Genomic DNA, 22,650 nt, shown 5'->3' with positions numbered 1-22,650 from the left:
GTTATCCCAATAAATGCGTATTACGCGGTACAAGTCATTTTTTAATGGAAGTCCTGGGCGATGATAAATCAATTCAAAAAATATCTCAAACTTGCGAAATTTTCAAAACTTCGCAAGTTTTTAAGCAAACATATCAATAGGTTAAGGTAAGCCCCCCACCCAGTCCCATGTCACTGTCATAATGGGTTGATAATGAAAAATACTTGGTCATAATATACCTGAAACCAACAGCGTATTCTTTATCGGTATTGCCCATAACGGTAAAACGCAAGCGACTAGTGAGCGGGATATCGTCCCGGCCTAACTGAAACCTTAATTTGCCGTTACCATCTATACGGGCATCGGCTACAAATAGCATGGGCAGGGTATAAGCCAAACCAGCTACCACTGTGTGCCGGTTGTTTTTATTGCTAACCTGCCCAAAAAGGTTTCTCTCGCCAATAGCTTCCTTTTTATAATGATAATCAAAGCCAGCGTAGGCATATAACCATTGCATCTGCCCAAAGTAACGGCCAACCATGGTTTCGCTTTCATAACCTTTAGAGTCATTTAAGCCAAGGTGCCATAGGGTTGATATTTTCCAGCGGGTATTGGCTAACGAGGCTGTTGCGTCGCTACCGTTGCTTTCCAGGCCTAATTTGGCTGTGGCATAAAAGTGTCGGTCATCTGCATAGATCTTTTTAATGGCTTGGGCCGGGTTCGGGATCTCGGGATTTGGTGGCGAGTTTTCATAGCTGAAAATGCGCCCCATCCCGCTCATCATATGGTAAAGGATGTGGCAGTGAAAAAACCAATCCCCGCTTTCTGTAGCCCTAAACTCTATGGTATCTCTTTCCATGGGCATAATATCCAGCGTGTTTTTTAGTGGGGAGTATTCCCCCTGCCCGTTCAATACCCTGAAGTAATGCCCGTGTAAGTGCATCGGGTGCCGCATCATGGTGTTGTTATACAGGATGATCCTCACATTTTCGCCTTGCTTAATCAATATTTTATCCGCCTCAGATACGGTTTTATTATTGATGGTCCAAACGTAGCGGTTCATGTTGCCGGTTAAATCAAACCGGAGTAATTTAGTGGGGCCGCTGGGTAAGGTGGTTGGTTTTGTTGCCTTTAGCATCCCGTAATTAAGCGTTACGATATCGGTAGGTGAACTACTACTCATATTCATATTTGCCATGCCCTTATCGGCAGCTGAGCCACCGCTCATATCCATCCCCGGCATATCTTTCATGGCAGCAGTTGATGAGGTCGGTTTAGCATCCCCGGTAATTTCGGGATACATTACGGTATTCATATCCATTACCTGGTTGTTCATCACCATGCCGTCCATTTCCTTCATATCGCCATTCATGGTCATCATGCCGTTCATCATTTTCATACCCTCAAAGTATTTCAATTTTGGCAAGCGGGCAGCGGCATGTTTCTCGCCGGAGCCAAGCCACGATGAGGTATATTTTGTACGGTCCTCCGGCGTTGCCAAAAACTCATAGCTGCCATTTTGGGGGATGGTAACCTCCACATCATAGGTTTCGGCCACGGCAATAATCAGCCGGTCGACCTCTACGGGTTGTACATCTTCACCATCATTGGCTACTACGGTGATCTTTCCTCCGGCATATTTCAGCCAGAAATAAGTTGATGAACCGCCATTAACAATATGCAGGCGTACCTTATCACCGGCTTTAAATTGCGGTGCCTGACTCTCTACTTTTCCATTGCTGAAAAAACGGTCATAAGCTACGTCACTTACATCCATAGCCATCATTCGTTTCCACTCATTGGTTACCTTGGTTTTTAAATGACCTTCCTTTATAGCTTCCAGGTAGTTTTGAGTGCTGCCTTTGCGAATACCATACCAGTCGGTAGCGTTATGCAGGGAGCGCTGCACCTGTTCGGGGTTTTCGTCAATCCAGTCGCTCAGCAGCAGGGTATAATTGGGCATGGCGGCTTCTTCTTTTTTATGGATGATGAAAGCGCCATACATGCCACTTTGCTGCTGGGTCATGGTGTGCGAGTGGTACCAGTAAGTACCATTTTGTACCAGCGGAAATTTATACAAATGCGTTTCGCCAGCCTTAACCGGCGACGTGGTTAAATAAGAAACGCCATCATACCGATTGGGCAATATCAGCCCATGCCAGTGAATGGACGTTTCCATCATCATTTCATTGTGAACATAAATTTCGGCGGTATCACCTTCGGTAAAAGTAAGGGTTGGGGCAGGGATAGAACCATTGATGGCCATGGCGGGCCTGTGTTTACCGGTGTAATTTACGGTAGTATCGGCAATGTACAGATGGTAAATATCCCGTTTGCCTATTTTGATAAAAAACGGCAGCCTTTTTTGAGGTTCTTTATTACCCATTTTCATGGACATGCCGCCGTGCTGCGCAAAAGCAGCAACCGAGCAAAGCAGGTTAACAATAATTAAAAAACGGATTTTCATAATACGGTAAAGCCGGCATTGCAGCCGGCTTTTATAAGTTTATTTTGTGGCAGGGGCCAGTGTAGCTGTGACCTTACCACAGGTAAGCATTTGTTTGCCGTAAAAAGGGTTTTTAACCGTAGCCGATTCACTTAGCCAGCTTGCTTTTTTCATTGGGCAGTATTGCTCATAAACCACGACGGTATTCAATTTTAAACCTTTTACTACTTCAATCATGTTTTTTGACAGGCTGGTGAAATGCTCACGCTGATGATCAAGGCCTGGCGCTTCGCTCATGTGCCTGCTATCAAATTGTAGTTTTTCGCTGTAAGCAGTCCATAGCTTTTTCTGGTCGGCGCTCAGCTTATCGGCCGGTACCGCGTTAATAGCCGTTAGTAATTCTTTTGCTTTGTTTTTAGTGCCTTCGTAATTATCGGTGGTAAGCGCGTTTTTAACGCCAAAATAAGCTGTAATAACATTGTTTACGGCACCGATTGCTGCGGCATCCTGTGCTTTTAATTGTGTAAATATCCCTGAAAAGGTAAGTGCTAATAAAGCGATTTTAATGATTTTCATGATGGTATAAATTAATGGTTGTTTAAATTTTGTCTAAAGGTTTGCGCCCGTTGTTTTTATCAGTTTTGTATTGGCTTGGGGTAAGGCCTGTTATACTTTTAAACTGGCTTGATAAGTGGGCGCTGCTGCTATAGCCCATTTGGTAGGCTATCTCGTTTAAGTTTAATTGCCCGTATTCCAGCAGTTCCTTTACCTTTTCTACCTTTTGCTGAATGATGAATTTCTCGATGGTGATATCCTCATATTCAGAAAACAGCCGGCTTAAATAAGCATAATCTTTAAAAAGCTGGGCAGCAATTAAGTCCGAAAAATTGATGTGGTTTTTTGATAGATCGGTATGATGGACCTGTTGTATAACGATGTTTTTGATCCGTTCAATAAGCTGTTGTTTCTCATTGTCAATCAGTTCAAATCCCATCAATTTTAAAGATGCTGCAATGGCCAATAACTGGCTCTCATCCGGATCGGGGCTTACAGAAGCCTTTCCCAAAGTAATTTCATCTACCTGTAAATTCAGCTGTTGTAACTGTTGGTGTACCACCATAATGCAACGGTCGCAAACCATATTTTTGATATGTAATTTCATGTTTTTTGATTCAAGCAATAAAAATCAGACAATAGTTGTCCCTGCCAAAAATTATGGCCTGCCTGGATCAAATTTGGAGTGAGTGGTATTGAATAGAAATGAGCCTGCCCGTTTTCCCTGGTGGGGCTTTGCCTTCGGTCCACGAAGTGGTGCTGATAGCAGGCAGGTTGGGATAGTAGTAAAGGGTAACCGGTTGCACAACAGGGCTGGCCGTTTGTGCAAACTGCACTTCAAAACCCGGCTTAATGTTTTCTTTAATAACGTAATTGCCATGCTTTTTGCAGCAGCCGCAATCTTTGTTTCCATCGCAATGCTTTTTGCCACCGTGCATATCCATACCTGCATGTGTTTTGGCCATATGCGGCGTTGCAACAAGGCTTTGAGCGCTGCAATGAACAATACAAACAAACATCCCTGTTGTAAGTAACAGGTAAAATGCTGCCATGCTGATAATTGCTGCTCTTTTCATTGCTACACAAATATACTATATTCTGTAAGTTGCCTTTTTACAGAATTCTGTAAATTTGTTATATAATTTAAAGGCCTCTTTTTCGGGGCCCGGTTTTGTCGCTGCGGTTAGTCAGAGAAACAACCTTAATGCTGTCAACATGCAATGCCGATAAAAGTTTCTGTTAGTACATTGATCAGCATGACAAGTTATAAAAAAGGAAGTCATTCTGAGTTATAAAATTTCGCGAAATTCTGAAGGTGAAATGACAATATAAAGCTATGTCATTGCGAGTATCCATCAGGGTAACCTGAAAAAACAGTGATGACATCGTTAACGCGCTTGTGTAGAGACGCAACATTTTGCGTCTCCCGCGTGCAAATGCACCACGCAAATCCGCTCTGTATAGCTAAAGACGCAAAATATTGCGTCTCTACAAAAAAAACATATTTGATAATCAATAACTTACATGGACGTCATTATAAGGAACGAAGCAATCGCGGACTATGCAGATCCGCCCTGTAGAGCATGCGATTGCTTCGTGCCTCGCAATGACATGGTGGACTTGTCATGGGTAACTTGTTTCGGGACCCCACAGGACAGGTAATCCGCATGATGTATACTTAGCGAGTGGGGTGCCGAAACAAGTTCGGCATGACAGTGGGTTAAAGGCGATTGTCACCTCCACCTTCAGAGTCCGCCGGATTTTATCACTCATGACACCCTTTTTATTAACGTCATTCCCACTTTCAGAGTCCTCCGGATTTTAAAACTCGCAAAGTCGCCTTATTTTTGTGCTATAATATTCTGTGAAATCATTTTTAAACAGCTTCTTATATTTTGGCAGCCATGTAACCTTTGCTGTTTAACGCATCTACAATGTCTGTTTCATTAAGGCCGCTTTCGGCATCTATGGTCAGGATCTTATCGGGATTGTTGGTATCTACCTCCCAGTGTTTTACGTTTTTTAATGCATTTAATATAGGTGTTACCGCGGCTATACAGCCGCCACACTTAATATTGGTTTTGAACTTTAAAGTTTCCATAATTGAAATTGATGAATAAATTGTTAACTGAGTTTTGCCAGTTTTAAGCGCAGGCTGTTACCAACAACCGATACTGAACTAAGCGCCATAGCCGCCCCTGCTATCATTGGGTTTAGTAAAAAGCCGTTTATGGGATAAAGAATGCCGGCGGCAAGTGGAATGCCAATAAGGTTATAAATAAATGCCCAGAACAAATTTTGACGGATGGTTTGTACTGTTAGCTTAGAAAGCCTCAATGCCTTGGGTACCTGTAACAGATCGGAAGATACGATGGTTATCTTCGCCACATCCATTGCTATATCTGAGCCTTTGCCCATTGCTATGGAAACATCGGCCTGTGCCAATGCCTGGCTGTCATTAATGCCATCGCCAATCATGGCAACTACTTTGCCCTGCTGCTGGAGCTGTTTTACAAAATCGGCTTTTGCCGAGGGAAGTACATCCGCCTGGTAATGCTCAATTCCTGCCTGTGCAGCTATAGCCGCGGCTGTTACTTTGTTGTCGCCGGTAAGCATGTAAACTTGAATGCCCTCATCTTTTAAAGCTTTTACGGCTTTGGCAGAGTTTTCTTTAATCCGGTCGGTAATGCCTGCTATAGCCAATACCTCTTTTTCATTCCCAAAATAGATTACCGTTTTGGCCTGCTTTAGTAACTCTTCAATATTGTTGTTTAAAGCGGTAGGTATGGTGAGTTGATTTTGATCCACCAATTTATGACTGCCAGCCTGGTAACTGTTTGCCGCGAACCTGGCCCTAACACCCATGCCTGTTAAACTTTCAAAGCCATCAATTTGAATAGTTATAGGTTGATCCTTTTGCAGGTAAGCTACAATAGCTGCTGCCAAAGGGTGCTCCGATTGTTTCTCCATTTCCAGGAACACCGCATGCAATTGCTGCCGGTTGGTTGCCGTGGGCGACCAGAAGAAATCTGTTACCTGGGGGTGGCCTTCTGTTAGCGTTCCGGTTTTATCTAATATAATGGCATTCACCTTATGCCCAAGTTCAAGCGCCTCCGCGTCTTTAATGAGTATTCCATTTTCTGCACCCTTACCCATGCCAACCATGATGGCGGTGGGAGTGGCCAGCCCCAAAGCACAAGGGCAGGCTATAACCAATACCGTTACCATAGCCAATAAGCCGTATGATAGCCCGTATTGACCACCCAAAAACAGCCAGGTACCCAAAGTTAACAAAGCAACGCCCATAACCACAGGTACAAAAATCCCGGCAATTTTGTCAACCAGTTTTTGAAGCGGCGCTTTTGAATCCTGCGCGTCCTGTACCCGCCTGATGATTTGCGCCAGCAAGGTATTGCTGCCTACTTTTTGTGCTTTAAACTTAAAGCTGCCTTTTTGGTTAATGGTGCCGGCAAATACCAAACTACCCTCTTTTTTTTCTACAGGCACCGGTTCGCCCGAGATCATGCTTTCGTCAATAAAAGACCAGCCGCTATATACAACACCATCAACAGGTATCTTTTCGCCAGACCGTACCAGGATTTGATCGTCAACCTGAACGGCGGAAACCGCGGTTTCTTTTTCTCCCTCTGCAGTAATTAACAACACTGTATTGGGTTGCAGGCTCATCAGCTTTTTAATTGCCGATGAGGTGTTTGATTTGGCCCGTTCTTCCAGCAGTTTACCCAGCATAATAAAAACGATTACTACCGCGGCTGCTTCAAAATATACATGGGGATGCAGCCCGCGCCTGTGCCAAAAATCGGGGTTTAAAGTGTTAAATACGCTGAATAGAAAGGCGATGCCTGTAGATAAGGCAACCAGGGTATCCATATTGGCTTTGCCATGAGCGGCTTGTTTCCAGGCCCCGGTAAAAAAGCCGCGCCCAAACAGGAATAGCACAGGGGCCGTCAACGCCATCATGAGATAATTGGCGTAAGGGAGCTCCATCCCAAACATACCGATCATAACAACCGGGATAGTTAATGCTGCAGCCCAAATGATGTTTGTTTTTAATAGGTGGTAGCTAATACGGTGCGCTTCGTCCTGTAAAGCTTTGCCATTTTTGATATCTAAAATGAGGTCATATCCAATTGATTGTACTGCTTTTTGAAGGTTAGCGGGTTGGATGCTATCGGGATGAAAGGCTACTTTAACGGATTGGCTGGCGTAGTTTACCTCTGCTTTATCTACACCTTTTTGCGCGCCAATGATAGATTCTACACTCATGGCGCAAGCCGCACAGGTCATGCCGGTAACGGGGAATGTGAGCGTTTGTGTGGTGGATTGCATGGGGATTTGTTTTATGATACAAATTTACCACCGCTGCTTGCCGCGCTTGTTACAGTATTCTGTCCAAAATTTACAAAATTTGGAGCGCCCGGACAGCCACTTGTTTGAATACTTATTGCTAATTTGTGCCCGCCATTAGTTACCTATAATGACAATTTACGGGTTCAAAACTATTTCTTTGTTTAATTAAACATTCATCTTTGCAACCAATTACAATTTACCATAAACACCTATGATTAACCCTTTTTTTAGTAAACAATTTGCTAAACTTTTGCTGGTCGCCGTTTTTATTTTTAGTTATAAAATGAGCGCCGGTTTTCAGCAACAACAAAGTACCGGGCTCTCCAAATCTGATACCGCGTTTGTACCCAAAGAAATTGAAGACCCCGAAAATATCGGCATCAACAAAGAAGCCAGTCATGCCACGCTAATGCCTTATGCATCTTTAAAAGAAGCGCTGGCGGCAAACCGCCATGCATCGTCGTTTAGTCGTAGCCTAAACGGCTTGTGGAAATTTAACTGGGTAGACTGGCCTCAAAAACGCCCTGTTAACTTTTACAAAACCGATTACGATGTATCGGGCTGGAAAGATATCAAAGTGCCTTCAAACTGGCAGGTTGAAGGTTATGGTACACCATATTACAGCAACTTTACTTATATTTTTCAAAAGGATTTTCCGAGGGTGATGAGCACCCCGCCCGAAAAATATACGGCCTACAAAGAGCGCAACCCGGTAGGCAGTTATCGCCGTGATTTTACCGTACCCGCGGACTGGGCCGGGCGTCACATCTTTATCACCTTTGATGGGGTGGATGCCGGTTTCTTTATTTGGGTAAACGGTAAAAAGGTAGGCTACAGCGTAAACAGCCGTAACGCTGCCGAGTTTGATTTAACCAAATACATTAAACCAGGCAAAAACGTCTTAGCTGTTGAAGTTTACCGTTTTACCACCGGCAGCTACCTGGAAGATCAGGATATGTGGCGTTTGAGCGGCATCTTCAGGAATGTAACGCTTTGGAGCACGCCGCAGGAACACATCAGGGATTACTTTGTAAAAACTAATTTAGATAAACAATACAAGGATGCAGATGTGGTAATATCAGCCAAAGTAAAAAACTACGGCACCACGGCGGTTAAAGCCAGGTTGTTGGATGTGGCTTTATACAATGGGTTGGTACCTGTGCCAGGGGCTACCACCCAAAAAGCTATCCCGGCTTTAAAACCTGGTGAGGAAGCGGTGGTTGAGGCTACCTTCCATGTAAATAACCCACAAAAGTGGACCGCGGAAACACCCAAACTTTATACAACAGTTGTAAAAATAGCCGACGGAAGCCAAACGGTAGAAACCATATCATCACGTACCGGTTTCAGGAACATCGAGATCAGGGGGCGTTTGTTTTTGGTGAATGGTGTGCCTATCAAACTAAAAGGCGTTAACCGGCACGAAAACTGGCCCAACGATGGCCATGCGGTTACCGAAGAGCAAATGATACGGGATATTGTGTTGATTAAACAAGCCAATTGTAACCATGTGCGCACCTGTCATTATTCTGATGATCCGCGTTGGTACGAACTGTGCGACCAATATGGCATTTACCTGGTTGCAGAAGCTAACCTGGAAAGCCACGGTGCCTGGGATGAGTTTAACGAAGAGCCAAGGATCAAAGCCGCGTTGATTGACCGTAACGTGGCCAATGTGCAGAATTTTAAAAACCATCCATCGGTGATCATCTGGTCGTTGGGAAATGAGTGTGGCAGCGGCGGATCAAATTTCCGTGCGATATTAAAAGTGATCAAAGATATTGACCCAACCCGCCCAAGGCATTACCAGGGTTTTGGTATTGGTAAAGATAATCCTGCCGATATGGACAGCGAAATGTATACCGATGTAGAAAACCTGGAAAAAAATGCCAACGACAAAACACTCACCAAGCCTTTTTACTTGTGCGAATACGCGCACGCCATGTTTAACTCCATGGGTTCGGTAGATATTTACAATGATTTGTTTGATAAATATCCGCAGCTATTAGGCGGTGCAATCTGGGAGTGGCAGGATCAGGGCATTTACAACAACCGCGACCCTAAACACCCCATAACCGCTTTTGGGGGTGGCTTTGGTGAGTATCCAAATGATCAATACTTTATTCATAAAGGTGTTGTGTTTTCAGATCGTTCTTTAAAACCCCACTATCCTGAGTTGAAGCATGCTTATCAATGGATCAGCATCAAACCAAAAGACCTGAAAAACGGTGTCGTTACTATTAAAAACCGTTACCAGTTCATCAACCTTAATGGTTTAACGGCTAAATGGGAAGTAACCGAAAATGGAACTGCCATATCATCGGGCAATTTAGCCTTAAAGGAAATTAAACCAGGACAGGAGCAGGATGTAAAGATCCCGTATAGCATTACACCAAAACCAGGGGCCGAATACTTTTTAAGGGTATCATTTGATTTGGCAACTGATAAGCTTTGGGCTAAAAAAGGATTTGAAGTTGCCGCTCAGCAATTAGAATTACCCATCAGTGTTGCTGCCGCTGCGGCACAACCGGTAGCCGGTAAACTAACCTTATCTGATTCAAAAGACGATATCAAGGTAAAAGGCCCGGGCTTTAGTTTGGAGTTTGATAAAGAGAAAGGCACTTTTTCAAAAATGGAAAAAGATGGCGAGAACGTTTTAAGGGACAATGGCGGCCCAATGCTGCACCTGTGGCGTGCCCCACACCGTAAAGATGATATGTGGGCTTATGACGATTGGGTTAAGTATGGCTTAAAAGAAATAGCCTGGAAAACCGACGACGTGAAAGCCGCGCAACTTGCCACCGGCAATGTGGAGATAAAAGCAAACCTTACCGGCACCGGCAAAAACGGCTTTGTTGTACACCACCAGGTGGTGTATACCATCAACGGTAACGGCGTTATTAAGGTTGATAACAATGTAAGCTTTAATGCTGATGCTAAATTGGTATTAGCCAGGTTGGGTGTAAGGATGTTTTTAAAGGAAGATCTTAATCAGTTTGAATACTTTGGCCGCGGCCCGATGGAAAACTATGCCGATAGAAAAAGCGGTTTTGATGTAGGCCATTACTTTAGCAGCATAGCCCAACAGCTTACGCCATATGAAAAACCGATGGATTGCGGTAACCACGAGGATGTAAGATGGGCCAATGTAACTTCTGCAAAAGGATCAGGCTTATCTGTTAAAAAAGAAGGTGACCTGTTCCAGGTAACCGCATTGCCTTACAGCGATGAAGAAATGACGGATGTGGAATACAAAATAGATCTGCCAAAAAGTAAAGGGACTGTTTTGTGCATAAGCCATCAAACATTAGGCGTAGGCTCATATGGTTGCGGTCCGCGCCCTCTGGAGCAGTATCGGGTACCTGCAAAAACTACTGCTTTCAGTTACAGCATAGAACTGTTGGGTAAAAAATAAACCCTGATTGATAGTGAAAAGCTGTTTAAAAATGGTTTTCAAAAAGAATCGTCATTGCGGGTAACCATCAGGCGCACCTGAAAAAAACAGTGATGACATCGTTAACGCGCTTGTGTAGAGACGCAACATTTTGCGTCTCCCGCGTGCAAATGCACCACGCAAATCCGCTCTGTATAGCTAGAGACGCAAAATATTGCGTCTCTACAAAAAAAAACATATTTGATAATCAATAACTTACATGGGCGTCATTATAAGGAACGAAGCAATCCCCAATAAGCAGGTGCGCTTGCACATTCGCCCTGTAAGCTGGGGATTGCTTCTTGTCTCGCAATGACGGTTACTTTTGTGCCATAATATTTTTACGAAATCGTTTTTAAACAGTTGCTGATTGTTGGAACCTTTTGGCCATATTTAAGGTAAATTATACATATGATTAAACTACCTCTAACTGCCATTCTGTTGGTTGTTTCTCAAATTACAAATGCTCAGATAACCATCAGCGGTAAAATTACAGATCATATTCAAAAGCCTTTGCCGTATGCAACTATTGGTTTACTGCAAAACAACAGCAGGATAAATAATGCGGTTTCTGATAGTAATGGCAATTACCAGTTCAGGAATGTAAAAGCGGGTATATATACCTTGAATTATAAATTTGTAGCCTACCGGGATACTTTTTTTAAGGTTTCGATTCATGCCGATACCTCAATTAATGTGCAGCTGAAATCCGCTCAAATGCTGTCGGAGGTTGTGATAAAGGCTAAAAAGCCTATTTTTCAACGGGAGCTGGATCGGTTTCGGTTTAACGTTGCTGAAACAGATTTGGCTATCGGTAATAATATATGGGATGTACTGGAAAAGACACCCTTGGTTACCACGTCAGAAGATGGTTCAGTACAAATCAGCGGTACAACGGGCGCTATTGTATACATTAACAACAAGAAGAAAGTGCTTACCGGCACCGCATTGAAATCATACCTCAGCGGTTTGCCTTCTGATAACCTTGAAGCCATAGAGGTGATCACGACGCCCTCCAGTCAATATGAAGCCGAGGGAGGGGCAGGCATCATCAATATTGTAACTAAGAAAAACAAGGAAGAAGGATTGATTGGCAATGTTTCACTTAGCACACGGCAAACTGCCGTCAATTCTGAGGCCGGGAGCATTTATCTGAATGAACGATCTGGAAACTGGAATGTTTATTCAACGGTTTACATGGGCAATCGCAGCAGAAAGCCGGTAACCGACCGGGATATTTTTTTTCCGGTAGAATCTTCAACCTCAATTATTCGGCGCAGTATACATTCTGATAACCAGTATCAGGAACTTTATCCCGGGGCCAGTGTAGGGGCAGATTACCAGGTTAATAAGAAAAATGTTATCGGTTTGCTGTTTGATTACTCGGGCGATTGGCATAAAGAAACCCGAAACGCAACCAGTCGTGATTTTTATACCGGCTTAGATTCTCTGTCAAAAACTAATAATAAGGATAATGTCAATTCCCAAACCTATGCCCTGAATGTTAACTACCAGGGAAAGCTTGATTCTTCAGGGAAAACGCTAAGTGTGGATTATGATGCGTTAGCTTACCGGTCAAAATATAATTCTAACAGCTACACAACAGAGCTGGATGCTTTAACAGGCGAACCACTATATAACGTTAGCACTTTCAGGACCGCGTCGCCTCAAAATATCAATAACCAATCTATAAAAGCAGATTTTGACTGGCCCGTTAGCAAAAAAGGCAACCTGGGCTTTGGTGCAAAATCGTCTTTTTCAAAGATCCGGAATACCTTCCTTTTTGAAAACCAGGCTCCGGACAACGTTTGGATAGCCGACCCGGATAAGAGTAATAATTTCCGCTACCAGGAAAATATAAATTCCATGTACGGGAATTTTAGCTATAAGATGAGTACAGTTTGGTCCTACCAGTTAGGTGTTCGCTTAGAAAACACGGTAGCCAAAGGTTGGCTGGAAGAGCAACAGGTGGTTAACAGGAATTATACCAATATTTTTCCGACAGCTTTTGTGAAGATGACCACCAAAAAGAAGGGCTCATATGTACTGGCTGTAACCAGCAGGATCACGCGGCCCGGTTATTGGGATTTAAACCCTTTCCGTACTTATACTACCGATCAGGCATATTTTACCGGGAATCCATATCTGAACCCCGTAAAATACTATCGGCAGGAACTAAGTCATAGCTTGAATGGCAAATTGGGATCATTAACCCTGCAATTAGCCGCAAGCCAGACTATAGGTGAAATTTATGCCCTTCCGTATAGTTCAGGTGATACCATTATAAACAGAAAAACCAATTATGGTAACAAATATAGCTACTCTGCAACGGCCAGTTACAATAATCAGCTCAATACGTGGTGGCGTTTCTCAGGAACGGTTGTAACCGGATATGTGGCCAGCAGGGGCGAATACGCGAATAACATTTTGATTAATAATAATACTTTACAGCTTATCCTCTCCACTAACCAAACGTTCACTATCTCAAAAAAAGCAGGTTTAAGCAGTACGTTAATTATTAATAATTCGTTTCCGGGAACAATTGTCAATACCCGCATTGGCAACCGGCTGGATACTGAAATAAGATTGCGAAAAAAAGCAGGCCCGTTCAATATTACTTTATCTGCCCAGGATCTTTTAAAGAGCAACCAGGATAGGTACAATTATACACTTGGCGAATTACATATCCGGGACAACTATTACAACGATACCCGAAGTGTTGCCTTAGCGCTTACCTATAACTTTGGTAAGCAAACCGTGAAAGATAAACGAGACCGCGATACAGGTTCTCAGGATGTTAAAGGCCGGTTGATTTAACAGGTTCATTAGCGTATTTTACCTTTTCCGTATTATAAAAAAAGCTACTTCATACATGCTTAAAGTAGCCAATCTTAATTGATTGTACGGAGAGAAGGGATACAATTGCAGGGAATCGCTTTTACCCACAGTAATGAATTCGTATGATCCAGGTATCAAAGGACTTGTATTGGCAAACAACAGGCACAAATATTTGGATACACCTAAATTGCGTTATACACCAGTTTAGTGTTAACCCTGTTAAAATATAAAATATTGATTATCATATACTTATAAGGTATCATATTTGAAAAGTGTTAAGTTATGTTAACCCAATTAGATGCGTTTGCCCTGTAGCACAAATTTAAATGTGATTGAAAAAAATCCTGAAATTAGCTATAATCTATCTTACGGGCAATTAAAAGCGATTTCCTTTGATACAATTGAACACCGCATACCATTTCTGGCTTTTTTTGATGGTTTAAAAATGTCTTCAAAAATGCCTTATATTGTTTATTATTGGTCTAACATGACAAGGCCGAACCTATGGCAAATCAAAAGCAAAACTTTTTAACACACCTAACCTCTTTTCTGAAAGGAATTGGGCAAATTATGCTGCAAAATAACCCCTGGACAGGGATGTTTTTTTTGGCAGGTATATGCTGTGGTTCGTTAATAATGGGGCTTGCAGCCGTGATAGCTGTAATGACAGGAACATTTACTGCAATGCTGTTAAAATATGACGACGGTGAAATCAGCAGCGGGCTTTATGGATTCAGTGCAGCACTGGTTGGCATTGCTTTAATTTGTTTCTTTCAATCAACTATTATTATCTGGATTGCTATTGTTGCCGGCTCGGCCCTGGCAACCATTATACAACACTTGTTTATTGCAAAAGGAATCCCTGCTTTTACATTTCCGTTTATCCTGGTCACCTGGTTATTTTTATTTGTTTTTCGCTATTGCCCAGCTTTAGTGCAGCCCCGGCCTGCTTTGGCCGGTATTACCTCAAATGATTATCCTGTATTATTCTCACACGGTTTTGGACAGGTAATTTTTCAAAGCAATATCTGGGCGGGCATACTTTTTATGATAGGTATTTTTATTAATCGCCCAATTGCTGCAATTTATGCTATCGTTAGCATTGCTGTAAGCAGTATTATAGCCTGCCAGCTAAAAGAACCGGCAAATGATATTTACCTGGGATTACTGAGTTATAACGCCGTGTTATGTGCCATTACCTTTGCAGGAAACAAGGCGGCGGATATTATAATGGCGTTAATATCTGTGATATTGTCCGTTCTTATAATGGTTCAAATGCGGCATATGAACCTGCCCGCTTTAACGTTTCCCTTTGTATTGGCCACCTGGCTCACTATAGTCATAAAAATGGTAAAACAAACGGGGCACTTAAAATTGAAGCAATAAAATAATACTGTTATGTCAAATATCAATCTTATTATTGAGGAAAGAGCTGCCAGCATTGGCAACTTTATGGTTGGCCGCCTGCTGCCATTCAGGGAAAAAAGAATGGTTGGCCCTTTTATCTTTATTGATCACATGGGGCCGGTAAAATTGAATGAGCGCCAAAGTTTTGATGTATTGCCACATCCGCACATCGGCCTTTCTACGCTTACCTTTTTATTTGAAGGGAGCATTATGCACCGCGATACTTTGGGTAACGTTGTTGAAATAAAACCGGGCGCTGTAAACTGGATGACAGCCGGGAAAGGAATAGTCCACTCGGAACGTATACCAGAATATATACATCATATTGATCAAATAATGCATGGTTTGCAGATATGGGTAGCCTTACCAAAAGAGTTGGAACAAATGGAGCCTGAGTTTTTTCATATTGACGGAGCGCAATTACCAACATGGACAGACGGCGACCTGCAATTTAAATTAGTGGCAGGCGAAGCCTTTGGCCACAAATCTGCCGTACCGGTTTACAGCAAACTTTTTATGATAGAAATAAAGAGCACCAGCAGGCAGGTAGTTAATATTGGTCATGAACTTTATGGCGAAGCAGGCTTGTATATACTTGAAGGCAATATCGAAAGCGAAGGCAATATTTATCATCCTAAACAATTATTGGTAGCCAAAGAAAGCGCCTTGTGTAAATTCACCATTGAAGCAAACAGCACAATCTACATTTTTGGCGGAGAGCCTTTTGCCGAAGAACGATTTATAGACTGGAATTTTGTTGCTACAGATAAGGAGCTGATCAATGCAGCTAAGCAAAAATGGATAGCCCAAACATTTGATAAAATAAAGGGGGATGAAACAGAGTTTGTTCCTTATCCATCATTCAATAAAAAATAACAACATGGCAGCAATTAAAGCAAGTATTGGCAATGAGCAATACCGGATCGAAATTAAATCGCCAACGGGCAACCTGGTCATCGCTGATGAACCCATTGAAAAAGGTGGGCAGGATAAAGGGTTTTCGCCTAAAGAATTGTTGGTATCAGCTTTGGGCGCATGCACCTGTGCTACGCTGCGGATGTATGCCGACCATAAAGGCTGGGACCTTGAAAGCGTAGATGCAGCTATCGAACTTATTGAAGAAACAGGGCAAACTAAATTTGTCAGGAAGCTGCAGCTTACAGGCAAGCTTGACGAAGTACAGCGTGCCAGGCTATTGGCAGTTGCTAATGCTTGCCCTGTTCATAAAATACTAACCCATTCTATTGCTATTGAAACGGTGTTGGTGTAATTTAAAAACCACCGCCAATTCAAATGCCCCAAATCAACAGGAATTATAAAAGCGAAAATTAATTCGCTAACCGATTTGATAGCTGCATTGAAAAAGCTCAACAGGATTTAGAAATATAAACTTCAATCCTTTGTCGGTATACTATTATTAACTGGACTTACTTTTCCATGAAAAAATCCAACAGGCCCTTTTGTACCTGGCCAGGTTGTTCCTGGACAATCCAATGTCCCGAACCTGTAATTATACAGTCTTTTACATTGGAAGCAACCAAACGGACATGTGCCCCCAAAAATGGCGCAAAATGGTCTGATCCCATTGCCAATACAGGCATCGCCAACTTATTTTTACTAAATTCCTGATTGTCTTTAATGTCTTGCTCAAATGCAAACCAAAGAAACGAAGTTGTCGCCGCGCCTTTTACCGAATACGCCCGTGTAAATTCAGCTTTTTCCTGGCGCGTAAATGAATTCTTCACAAAACTTACTGCCGGAAAAAAGTCATCCAAAATTAAATTCATTCTTCCGTCTGCAACTTCTCCTGAATGTGGCTGACTAAAAAATCCGAACCACCATGCCTGGGCTTTAACCTGGCTCCAAACCGGTTCAACACCGGCTATCAATGCATCTAATAAAGCGAGTTTATTAACCTCCTCAGGAAATTGCGCCGCGTATGCATAAGCAACCATCATACCGATATCATGTCCGGCTATGTCAATCTTCTTATACCCAAGCTTTTTTACAAGTTCGTGCAAGTCGATAGCCATATTTTTTTTGTCATAACCACCCTGTGGTTTGCCAGACTCACCAACGCCGCGCAAATCCGGAGCAATTATGGTAAAATGCTTTGACAGTTCCGGAAGTAGCCTGTTCCACATATACCAATTTTGGGGGAACCCATGTACCAGCATAAGTGGGGTTCCATGGCCACCAATCACGTAATGTATTTTGACGCCGTTTACCACGGCGTATTGATTGGAAAAGCCTTTGGGCGGCAATGCTGGTTTTGTAACGTTAGTTATTGTAGCCTGGTCAATAACATTTCTTGAAAATGAGGTGTAAGAGTTAAAAGTAAATGCAATGAGCATTACCGCAATTTTGAGTAATCTATTTGTTGTTTTCATTATTATATTGTCATTTTAAGAGAGGGATTTTTGCTATTATTTTTGAAACTCCGGTTTTAGTTCGGCATTCATCACCTTTCTGAATTTCATTACTTTGGGTTTTGAAACCTGTACGATGTATCGTTTATCGCCATTGAGCCTGTAATAATCCTGATGATAATTTTCGGCGGCATAAAATGTAGTAAATGGGACAACCTGGGTAACTATTGCTTTGGGATAATGCTTTGTTTGGTTGATCTTTTTTTTCAACCCCAATAAAATATTTTTCTCTGCCGGCGTTCGGTAAAAGGCAACGGAGCGATAGTCGGTACCTTCGTCAGGTCCCTGCCGGTTAAGCTCTGTGGGGTCATGGGCAAAAAAGAAGGCGTTGGCCAAAGTAGTAAAACTGATTACCTTTGGATCATAATAAATTTGCGAACATTCAGCGTGCCCGGTAGTTTGTGTTGCCACCTGGTCATAAGTTGGATTTTTAGTCGTTCCGCCTGCATAGCCTGATATTACCCTGTTTACACCCTTTAATTCATACATAGCCTCGCTCATGCTCCAAAAACAGCCACCACCAAAAGTAGCCACTGCTTCCTCTGCCTTAGGTTTTGGTAATGGGGTAAAATCATTAGCGCCACCCACTGTTTGCCCATTGGCAGCACCGGCAAATAATAATATTCCGGCAACATTTAAAAAAAATCGTTTCATATCATACGATGTGTAATACCCGGGGCCTTTTTTAATGGAGCCCGGGCTTTTGATTAAAAGGCATCAATCTTTTACTTCTTTTGAGCCGCGTTGATAATCACCTGGGCTACTGCCTCTGGTTGCGAGATGAACACCGCATGGCTGCCTTTGATCTCAGTGATTTTAGTATGTGCACGTTTGTACATATTGCGCTCTATCGTAGGGTTGATAGCATGGTCTTCGGTAGCTACTATGCCGAAGCTTGGTTTATCTTTCCATGCTGCTTCGGTAACAGGAGTGCCAAAACATGCTCCCACAATGGGTTGTTGCGAAGCGTTCATGAAATCGGCCAAAGCCTTAGGAAGATCGGCGCAATAACCCTCATGGAATGTTGTCCTGTCAAAAAATACAACTCCTTTCGGATCAGCTGTAACCCGCATTGAAGGTGCCTTTGGCTGGGTAACCGACCATTGATTTGCAGTTTCACCTTTATCGGGCTCAAAGGCGGCTACGTAAACCAGCGCCGCAACTTTGGTATCAACACCTGCCTGGGTAATTACTACACCGGCCCATGAATGGCCTACGAGTACTACCGGTCCATCTTGCTGGGCAAGTATACGGTTGGTTGCTTCAACATCATCGTTTAATGATGTCAGTGGATTTTGAACAATGGTAACATGATAGCCCTTCTTTGTGAGTATATTGTAAACGGCCCTCCAGCCAGAGCCATCTCCAAATGCGCCGTGTACAATCACGATGTTTTTTATCGGATGGCTTTGCGCTGCTACCGGGTTAACCCGTATAAGCAGGCCGCTAAAAATAACGAATGCTGCAATTAAATATTTATTTAACGAGCTGTTTTTAATAGATACGATTTTCATTTTTTATATTTTACTATGAATTAATAATAGACGAAATTATCCTTAAAAAACGGCCATTATAATGGCTAAACTTCCCAAAATGATGGATGATTTTCCCTGGGGATAGCGGCTTAAATAATTAGGAGCCAGCCGATGAAAATTCTAAAAAACAAGGAATATCTGCTATTCAGGTTTTTGGCAATGTGACTGGCATTGGCGAAGAATCGTACATATTCCTTAACGAATTCCTAAATGATTGGGGAGAAATCTTTATCTTATTTTTAAAGTACCGGCTAAAGTGATATTCATCATTAAAACCCAGGTCATAAGCAATTTCTTTTAAAGTCTTAGACGTGAAGTTAAGCTCCCTTTTGGCTTCCATAATAATCCTTTCGGCTATTATTTCGGTGAGGGTTCTTTGGAAGTGATTTTTGACAAGTCTGCCAAGTGTTTTTATTGGAATATTCAATAGTTCTGCATATTCGCTTACACTATGTTTGGTCTTGAAATGTAACTCTATCATTCTGTTAAGCTGGCGCAAAAGTGCCGCTTCGGTTGGACACTGATCAAGCGGTAAAGATGTTGTACTTTTTAGAAGCTTTATTCTAATAGCCCTGATCAATAATATTTTAAGATATGCGATCAAAAGATCATGCTGAGCAAGGCCCGCAAATGACATTTCGGCTGTTATGTGTTCTATGATGCTGTAAATTGAATGGCTTTCATTTTCAGGTATATTAAAAAAGGGTGGATTATTGGGGTTGTTAAAAAGTATACCGTCGCACGCAACCTCATTTTGATGCCTGAAAATACAGAAGAAATCAGGGTGGAAATTAATTATTATTCCTTTTAGCATTGCGCCATCTATCATAAATGGCTGATATGGTGAAAAGAACAATATTGCCCCTTTAGAAATTTGATAATCAGTGAAGTCTGCTTTTAATACACCGTCTCCTTCTGATATCAGGATAATTGAAAAACAGGGGACCCTTTGCACCTCGTTAAAATGTTTATCATCGTCAAAGTGTATTATCCTGAAACCCAATTCTCCGTCAGCAGGATTTCTTAGCATTATGGCCGGTTCTGTTTTCATACCTGAACATTATTGTTTTTTGTAACGCTTTATCCTGATACGCTGTTCTATTTCTGTTTCTGCCACAACATATCAGATAGTTACAATTGCAGCTATGCAACTATCTGATATTTCTTAGAGCATACCGGCTTCCTAAGCAACAGCCATCCATCACTGGCGATACAATCACAGGGAATAAAAATGGCAACGAGCGTTAACGCCCATCATTATTGATAGGAAACATTTAAAGTAATAGGCACATTGAGTGCTTTGGATACGATACAATTCGCTTTAGCGCCTTCTGCAATTTCCTGGAATGCCTCGGCGGATACACCGCTAATCAACGATGCTTTCAAACTCAAATGAATGCCGGTGATCTTAAGGGCAGTCAAATCCACATCCAGAATGGCTTCGGTGTTCAAGTCGTTAGCTAAAAAGCCTGCGCGCTCCAGGGTTGCACTTACCGACATGGTAAAACAGCCCGCGTGTGCAGCGGCTATCAATTCTTCGGGATTGGTACCAATCCCTGATTCGAATCGTGTTTTGAACGAATAGGGAGTTTGATTAAGGATGGTGCTTTGAGAAGATATTTCTCCCTTGCCTTCTTTAAGGTTACCATTCCAATGAGCATTTGCTGTACGTTTCATGTTGTTTGTTTTTGTTTGTTAAAAATTATACAGCAAAGTACGGCAGGAAAATTCAGGAGGCTGTGTGACCTACATCACATTTAACGGAATGACCCGTCCGGAAATAGCTATAGATGATGATCATAGATAAGGCCCGAACCCGCGGATATTCGATTAGAAAAATTACCATAAATATTCGTCAAGACAGAATATCTTTTTTTGAAGATTGATATTAAAATAAACAAAAAACGTTCGCAACGTACCATGCTATTTGCGAACATTTGCAGAGAAGGAGGTGCCCCATTTGAACATTTGGAAGGTATATTAAGTGTAATTCGAGAGGTCTGCAACTACAAAAAAAACACGTCAGATTAAGATGACGTTTGATGGTATAATAAAGCAGTAAAGATGTAATTTAAAGCTTATGACTTATCGATCTGCTGTAACATTCCTGCGGCATTCTTGTTGTTCGGATTTAAGGTCAGCGCCTGCCGGTAATTGATTTGCGCATTGGTTTTGTCCCCTTTTTTGAGATAACATTCACCCATCAATTCATAGCTGTAGGCAATATCTGCAGGTTTTGCCTTCAGTGCAACCGCGGTTTGAAATACCTTAATGGCATCATCAAATTTGTTGCGGCGCAGTAAATATTTGCCTGTACTGATCAGGTCGCCGATCTCGAAACTGAAGTCGTAAGTGTCCTGTTGGTTAGCTTTTAATTCCTGGTAGTATTTTAGCCCTTGGTCGACATTAGCCAGCGTCTTTTCCCGGATCTCCAGATAAAATGACTTTTTAGGCACCGTTGCAGGCTCTTTGGACAGTGCAGCGAATAAAGCATTTTTTATGCCGTCCACCTTCATCTGCTGGTTATTGGTCATCATCACTACGGTAAGCCCCTGCTTCAAGTCACTGTAAAGCAAGGCTTCGTAATTACTGTTAGAGCCCTGGTGCCGGTGCCAGCTGAGGGTATCGCCCGAAAAGCCAGTTGTACCGATGCTGCTTTCCCCATTTGGAAAACCCGCCGCGAGTTCGGCAAATGAACTTTTATTCAGTATCTTATTTTGGTGCAGGCACTCAGACCATAGATACAGATCTTTTGCCGTCAGTCTCACCCAACCGCTAACCGTTTGGAAATAAGGCGTGGGGTGAAAATCCTGGTCAAATGCTTTAGCGATATCGGGGCTGCTCACCGGCAAGTCTACTACAGCGCCATTCATTCCGCAGGGTTTAAATATATTGCTGTTGAGAAAGCCTGCGTAAGATTGGCCGCTTACTTTTTCCACAATCCGCATTTGCAGGTAAACGTTGTAATGGTTATAAAGATATGCTGTGCCCGGTTCAAACTTAAGCGATTTCAATTGTTTTAGATTCGCCAGTATCACGCTATCGCCTTCTGAAGATATCGGATCATACGTTGGGATGCCGCTGGTATAAGTTAGCAGGTGCCGGATTTTGACTTTAGCTGACCATTCGGGCAGGTCTGTCAAAAACTTGCTGATCGGGTCATCAAGGCTAAGCTCCCCACGCTGTTTCAATAACAGAATGGCTGCACCATTAAATTCTTTACTGACCGAGCCAATATCGAATTTATAAGCGGATGTTAACAGTTTGGTTTTGCTGCCATCGGCATAGCCAAACGACCGTTCGTAAACAATCCGACCATTTTGCGCAACAAGCACATTCCCGTTGAAGATGCCGCGCGTATGGGCGAGTTGCATAATCGAGTCGAGGCGCTTTTGAACTGGATTTTGTCCGTAAGCAGCTATATTGAGCATAAGGAGCAGTACACTATATAAGTTTTTATTTTTCATGGTCATTATCTGCATTAAAGACACCTGATATTTAAAAGCGTTACATGTTTTTTGCTATTTATCTTGAAAAACAGTGTGTTTATAAGTGCTCAAAAAGAAAGAGGCTGTATCATAAATCATGATCAGCCTCTTTTTTATTACTAATGTTTTATTGCTGTAAATTCAAATATCTATTTATTGTTTAATTTGT

Annotated in this window: 17 protein-coding genes; 5 read left to right on the top strand and 12 right to left on the bottom strand. The window is 42.4% G+C overall.

Translation table 11 applies throughout. The annotated features are described in order from the left end of the window. Positions 1-133: 133 nt before the first annotated feature. The 6 genes from FHS10_RS20675 to FHS10_RS20650 form a co-directional block, all read right to left on the bottom strand. Positions 134-2,446, bottom strand: coding sequence for a multicopper oxidase domain-containing protein (locus FHS10_RS20675; protein ID WP_259094188.1), 2,313 nt, complete (start codon positions 2,444-2,446; stop codon positions 134-136). Positions 2,447-2,485: 39 nt separating this feature from the next. After that, positions 2,486-3,001 (bottom strand): DUF3347 domain-containing protein, encoded by a 516-nt coding sequence (locus tag FHS10_RS20670; protein ID WP_259094186.1) that lies wholly within the window; start codon positions 2,999-3,001, stop codon positions 2,486-2,488. Positions 3,002-3,023: 22 nt separating this feature from the next. Then, positions 3,024-3,587, bottom strand: a complete 564-nt coding sequence (locus FHS10_RS20665) for a helix-turn-helix domain-containing protein (protein WP_259094184.1) — start codon at positions 3,585-3,587, stop codon at positions 3,024-3,026. Positions 3,588-3,654: 67 nt separating this feature from the next. Then, positions 3,655-4,056: an HYC_CC_PP family protein gene (locus FHS10_RS20660; RefSeq protein ID WP_259094182.1), complete on the bottom strand. Its 402-nt coding sequence runs from the start codon at positions 4,054-4,056 to the stop codon at positions 3,655-3,657. An 812-nt stretch (positions 4,057-4,868) separates the two neighbouring features. Next, positions 4,869-5,081, bottom strand: coding sequence for a heavy-metal-associated domain-containing protein (locus FHS10_RS20655; protein ID WP_259094181.1), 213 nt, complete (start codon positions 5,079-5,081; stop codon positions 4,869-4,871). Positions 5,082-5,104: 23 nt separating this feature from the next. Beyond that, positions 5,105-7,330, bottom strand: coding sequence for a heavy metal translocating P-type ATPase (locus FHS10_RS20650; RefSeq protein ID WP_259094179.1), 2,226 nt, complete (start codon positions 7,328-7,330; stop codon positions 5,105-5,107). A gap of 232 nt (positions 7,331-7,562) precedes the next feature. On the opposite strand from FHS10_RS20650, the gene FHS10_RS20645 reads away from it, so the two are divergent. From FHS10_RS20645 to FHS10_RS20625, 5 genes are all read left to right on the top strand, one after another. After that, positions 7,563-10,766, top strand: a complete 3,204-nt coding sequence (locus tag FHS10_RS20645; RefSeq protein WP_259094177.1) for a glycoside hydrolase family 2 TIM barrel-domain containing protein — start codon at positions 7,563-7,565, stop codon at positions 10,764-10,766. A gap of 429 nt (positions 10,767-11,195) precedes the next feature. Then, on the top strand, positions 11,196-13,601 hold the full coding sequence (locus FHS10_RS20640) for an outer membrane beta-barrel protein (protein ID WP_259094174.1): 2,406 nt from the start codon (positions 11,196-11,198) through the stop codon (positions 13,599-13,601). A gap of 525 nt (positions 13,602-14,126) precedes the next feature. After that, on the top strand, positions 14,127-15,008 hold the full coding sequence (locus FHS10_RS20635) for an urea transporter (RefSeq protein WP_259094172.1): 882 nt from the start codon (positions 14,127-14,129) through the stop codon (positions 15,006-15,008). Positions 15,009-15,020: 12 nt separating this feature from the next. Then, the gene (locus tag FHS10_RS20630; protein ID WP_259094170.1) at positions 15,021-15,905 is read left to right on the top strand and encodes a pirin family protein; all 885 of its coding nucleotides are present in this window, start codon (positions 15,021-15,023) and stop codon (positions 15,903-15,905) included. A gap of 4 nt (positions 15,906-15,909) precedes the next feature. After that, the gene (locus FHS10_RS20625; protein ID WP_259094168.1) at positions 15,910-16,299 is read left to right on the top strand and encodes an OsmC family protein; all 390 of its coding nucleotides are present in this window, start codon (positions 15,910-15,912) and stop codon (positions 16,297-16,299) included. A 157-nt stretch (positions 16,300-16,456) separates the two neighbouring features. Here the strand turns inward: FHS10_RS20625 and FHS10_RS20620 are convergent, their stop codons facing one another. The 6 genes from FHS10_RS20620 to FHS10_RS20595 form a co-directional block, all read right to left on the bottom strand. After that, the gene (locus tag FHS10_RS20620) at positions 16,457-17,419 is read right to left on the bottom strand and encodes an alpha/beta fold hydrolase (RefSeq protein WP_259094165.1); all 963 of its coding nucleotides are present in this window, start codon (positions 17,417-17,419) and stop codon (positions 16,457-16,459) included. A gap of 36 nt (positions 17,420-17,455) precedes the next feature. Beyond that, on the bottom strand, positions 17,456-18,112 hold the full coding sequence (gene msrA / locus FHS10_RS20615; RefSeq protein WP_259094163.1) for a peptide-methionine (S)-S-oxide reductase MsrA: 657 nt from the start codon (positions 18,110-18,112) through the stop codon (positions 17,456-17,458). A 71-nt stretch (positions 18,113-18,183) separates the two neighbouring features. Beyond that, a complete protein-coding gene (locus FHS10_RS20610; protein WP_259094160.1) occupies positions 18,184-18,972 on the bottom strand; it encodes an alpha/beta hydrolase in 789 nt (262 codons plus the stop codon). A gap of 166 nt (positions 18,973-19,138) precedes the next feature. Further along, a complete protein-coding gene (locus FHS10_RS20605) occupies positions 19,139-20,044 on the bottom strand; it encodes a helix-turn-helix domain-containing protein (RefSeq protein WP_259094158.1) in 906 nt (301 codons plus the stop codon). A gap of 206 nt (positions 20,045-20,250) precedes the next feature. Continuing rightward, positions 20,251-20,670: an OsmC family protein gene (locus FHS10_RS20600; protein WP_259094155.1), complete on the bottom strand. Its 420-nt coding sequence runs from the start codon at positions 20,668-20,670 to the stop codon at positions 20,251-20,253. A 401-nt stretch (positions 20,671-21,071) separates the two neighbouring features. Next, entirely contained in the window at positions 21,072-22,460 is a 1,389-nt protein-coding gene (locus FHS10_RS20595) for a serine hydrolase domain-containing protein (RefSeq protein WP_259094152.1), read from the bottom strand. Between the last annotated feature and the right edge of the window lie 190 nt (positions 22,461-22,650).

Source organism: Mucilaginibacter dorajii, from assembly GCF_024808255.1.
Taxonomy (GTDB): Bacteria; Bacteroidota; Bacteroidia; order Sphingobacteriales; family Sphingobacteriaceae; genus Mucilaginibacter; species Mucilaginibacter dorajii.
The sequence above is the reverse complement of the archived record's forward strand: the minus strand, read 5'-3'. Positions and strand labels throughout refer to the sequence as shown.

Bases quoted from the DNA above. Each gene is read 5' to 3' on its own strand.
- FHS10_RS20675 (WP_259094188.1), bottom strand. From the start codon at position 2,446: ATGAAAATCCGTTTTTTAATTATTGTTAACCTGCTTTGCTCGGTTGCT.
- FHS10_RS20670 (WP_259094186.1), bottom strand. From the start codon at position 3,001: ATGAAAATCATTAAAATCGCTTTATTAGCACTTACCTTTTCAGGGATA.
- FHS10_RS20665 (WP_259094184.1), bottom strand. From the start codon at position 3,587: ATGAAATTACATATCAAAAATATGGTTTGCGACCGTTGCATTATGGTG.
- FHS10_RS20660 (WP_259094182.1), bottom strand. From the start codon at position 4,056: ATGAAAAGAGCAGCAATTATCAGCATGGCAGCATTTTACCTGTTACTT.
- FHS10_RS20655 (WP_259094181.1), bottom strand. From the start codon at position 5,081: ATGGAAACTTTAAAGTTCAAAACCAATATTAAGTGTGGCGGCTGTATA.
- FHS10_RS20650 (WP_259094179.1), bottom strand. From the start codon at position 7,330: ATGCAATCCACCACACAAACGCTCACATTCCCCGTTACCGGCATGACC.
- FHS10_RS20645 (WP_259094177.1), top strand. From the start codon at position 7,563: ATGATTAACCCTTTTTTTAGTAAACAATTTGCTAAACTTTTGCTGGTC.
- FHS10_RS20640 (WP_259094174.1), top strand. From the start codon at position 11,196: ATGATTAAACTACCTCTAACTGCCATTCTGTTGGTTGTTTCTCAAATT.
- FHS10_RS20635 (WP_259094172.1), top strand. From the start codon at position 14,127: ATGGCAAATCAAAAGCAAAACTTTTTAACACACCTAACCTCTTTTCTG.
- FHS10_RS20630 (WP_259094170.1), top strand. From the start codon at position 15,021: ATGTCAAATATCAATCTTATTATTGAGGAAAGAGCTGCCAGCATTGGC.
- FHS10_RS20625 (WP_259094168.1), top strand. From the start codon at position 15,910: ATGGCAGCAATTAAAGCAAGTATTGGCAATGAGCAATACCGGATCGAA.
- FHS10_RS20620 (WP_259094165.1), bottom strand. From the start codon at position 17,419: ATGAAAACAACAAATAGATTACTCAAAATTGCGGTAATGCTCATTGCA.
- msrA (WP_259094163.1), bottom strand. From the start codon at position 18,112: ATGAAACGATTTTTTTTAAATGTTGCCGGAATATTATTATTTGCCGGT.
- FHS10_RS20610 (WP_259094160.1), bottom strand. From the start codon at position 18,972: ATGAAAATCGTATCTATTAAAAACAGCTCGTTAAATAAATATTTAATT.
- FHS10_RS20605 (WP_259094158.1), bottom strand. From the start codon at position 20,044: ATGAAAACAGAACCGGCCATAATGCTAAGAAATCCTGCTGACGGAGAA.
- FHS10_RS20600 (WP_259094155.1), bottom strand. From the start codon at position 20,670: ATGAAACGTACAGCAAATGCTCATTGGAATGGTAACCTTAAAGAAGGC.
- FHS10_RS20595 (WP_259094152.1), bottom strand. From the start codon at position 22,460: ATGAAAAATAAAAACTTATATAGTGTACTGCTCCTTATGCTCAATATA.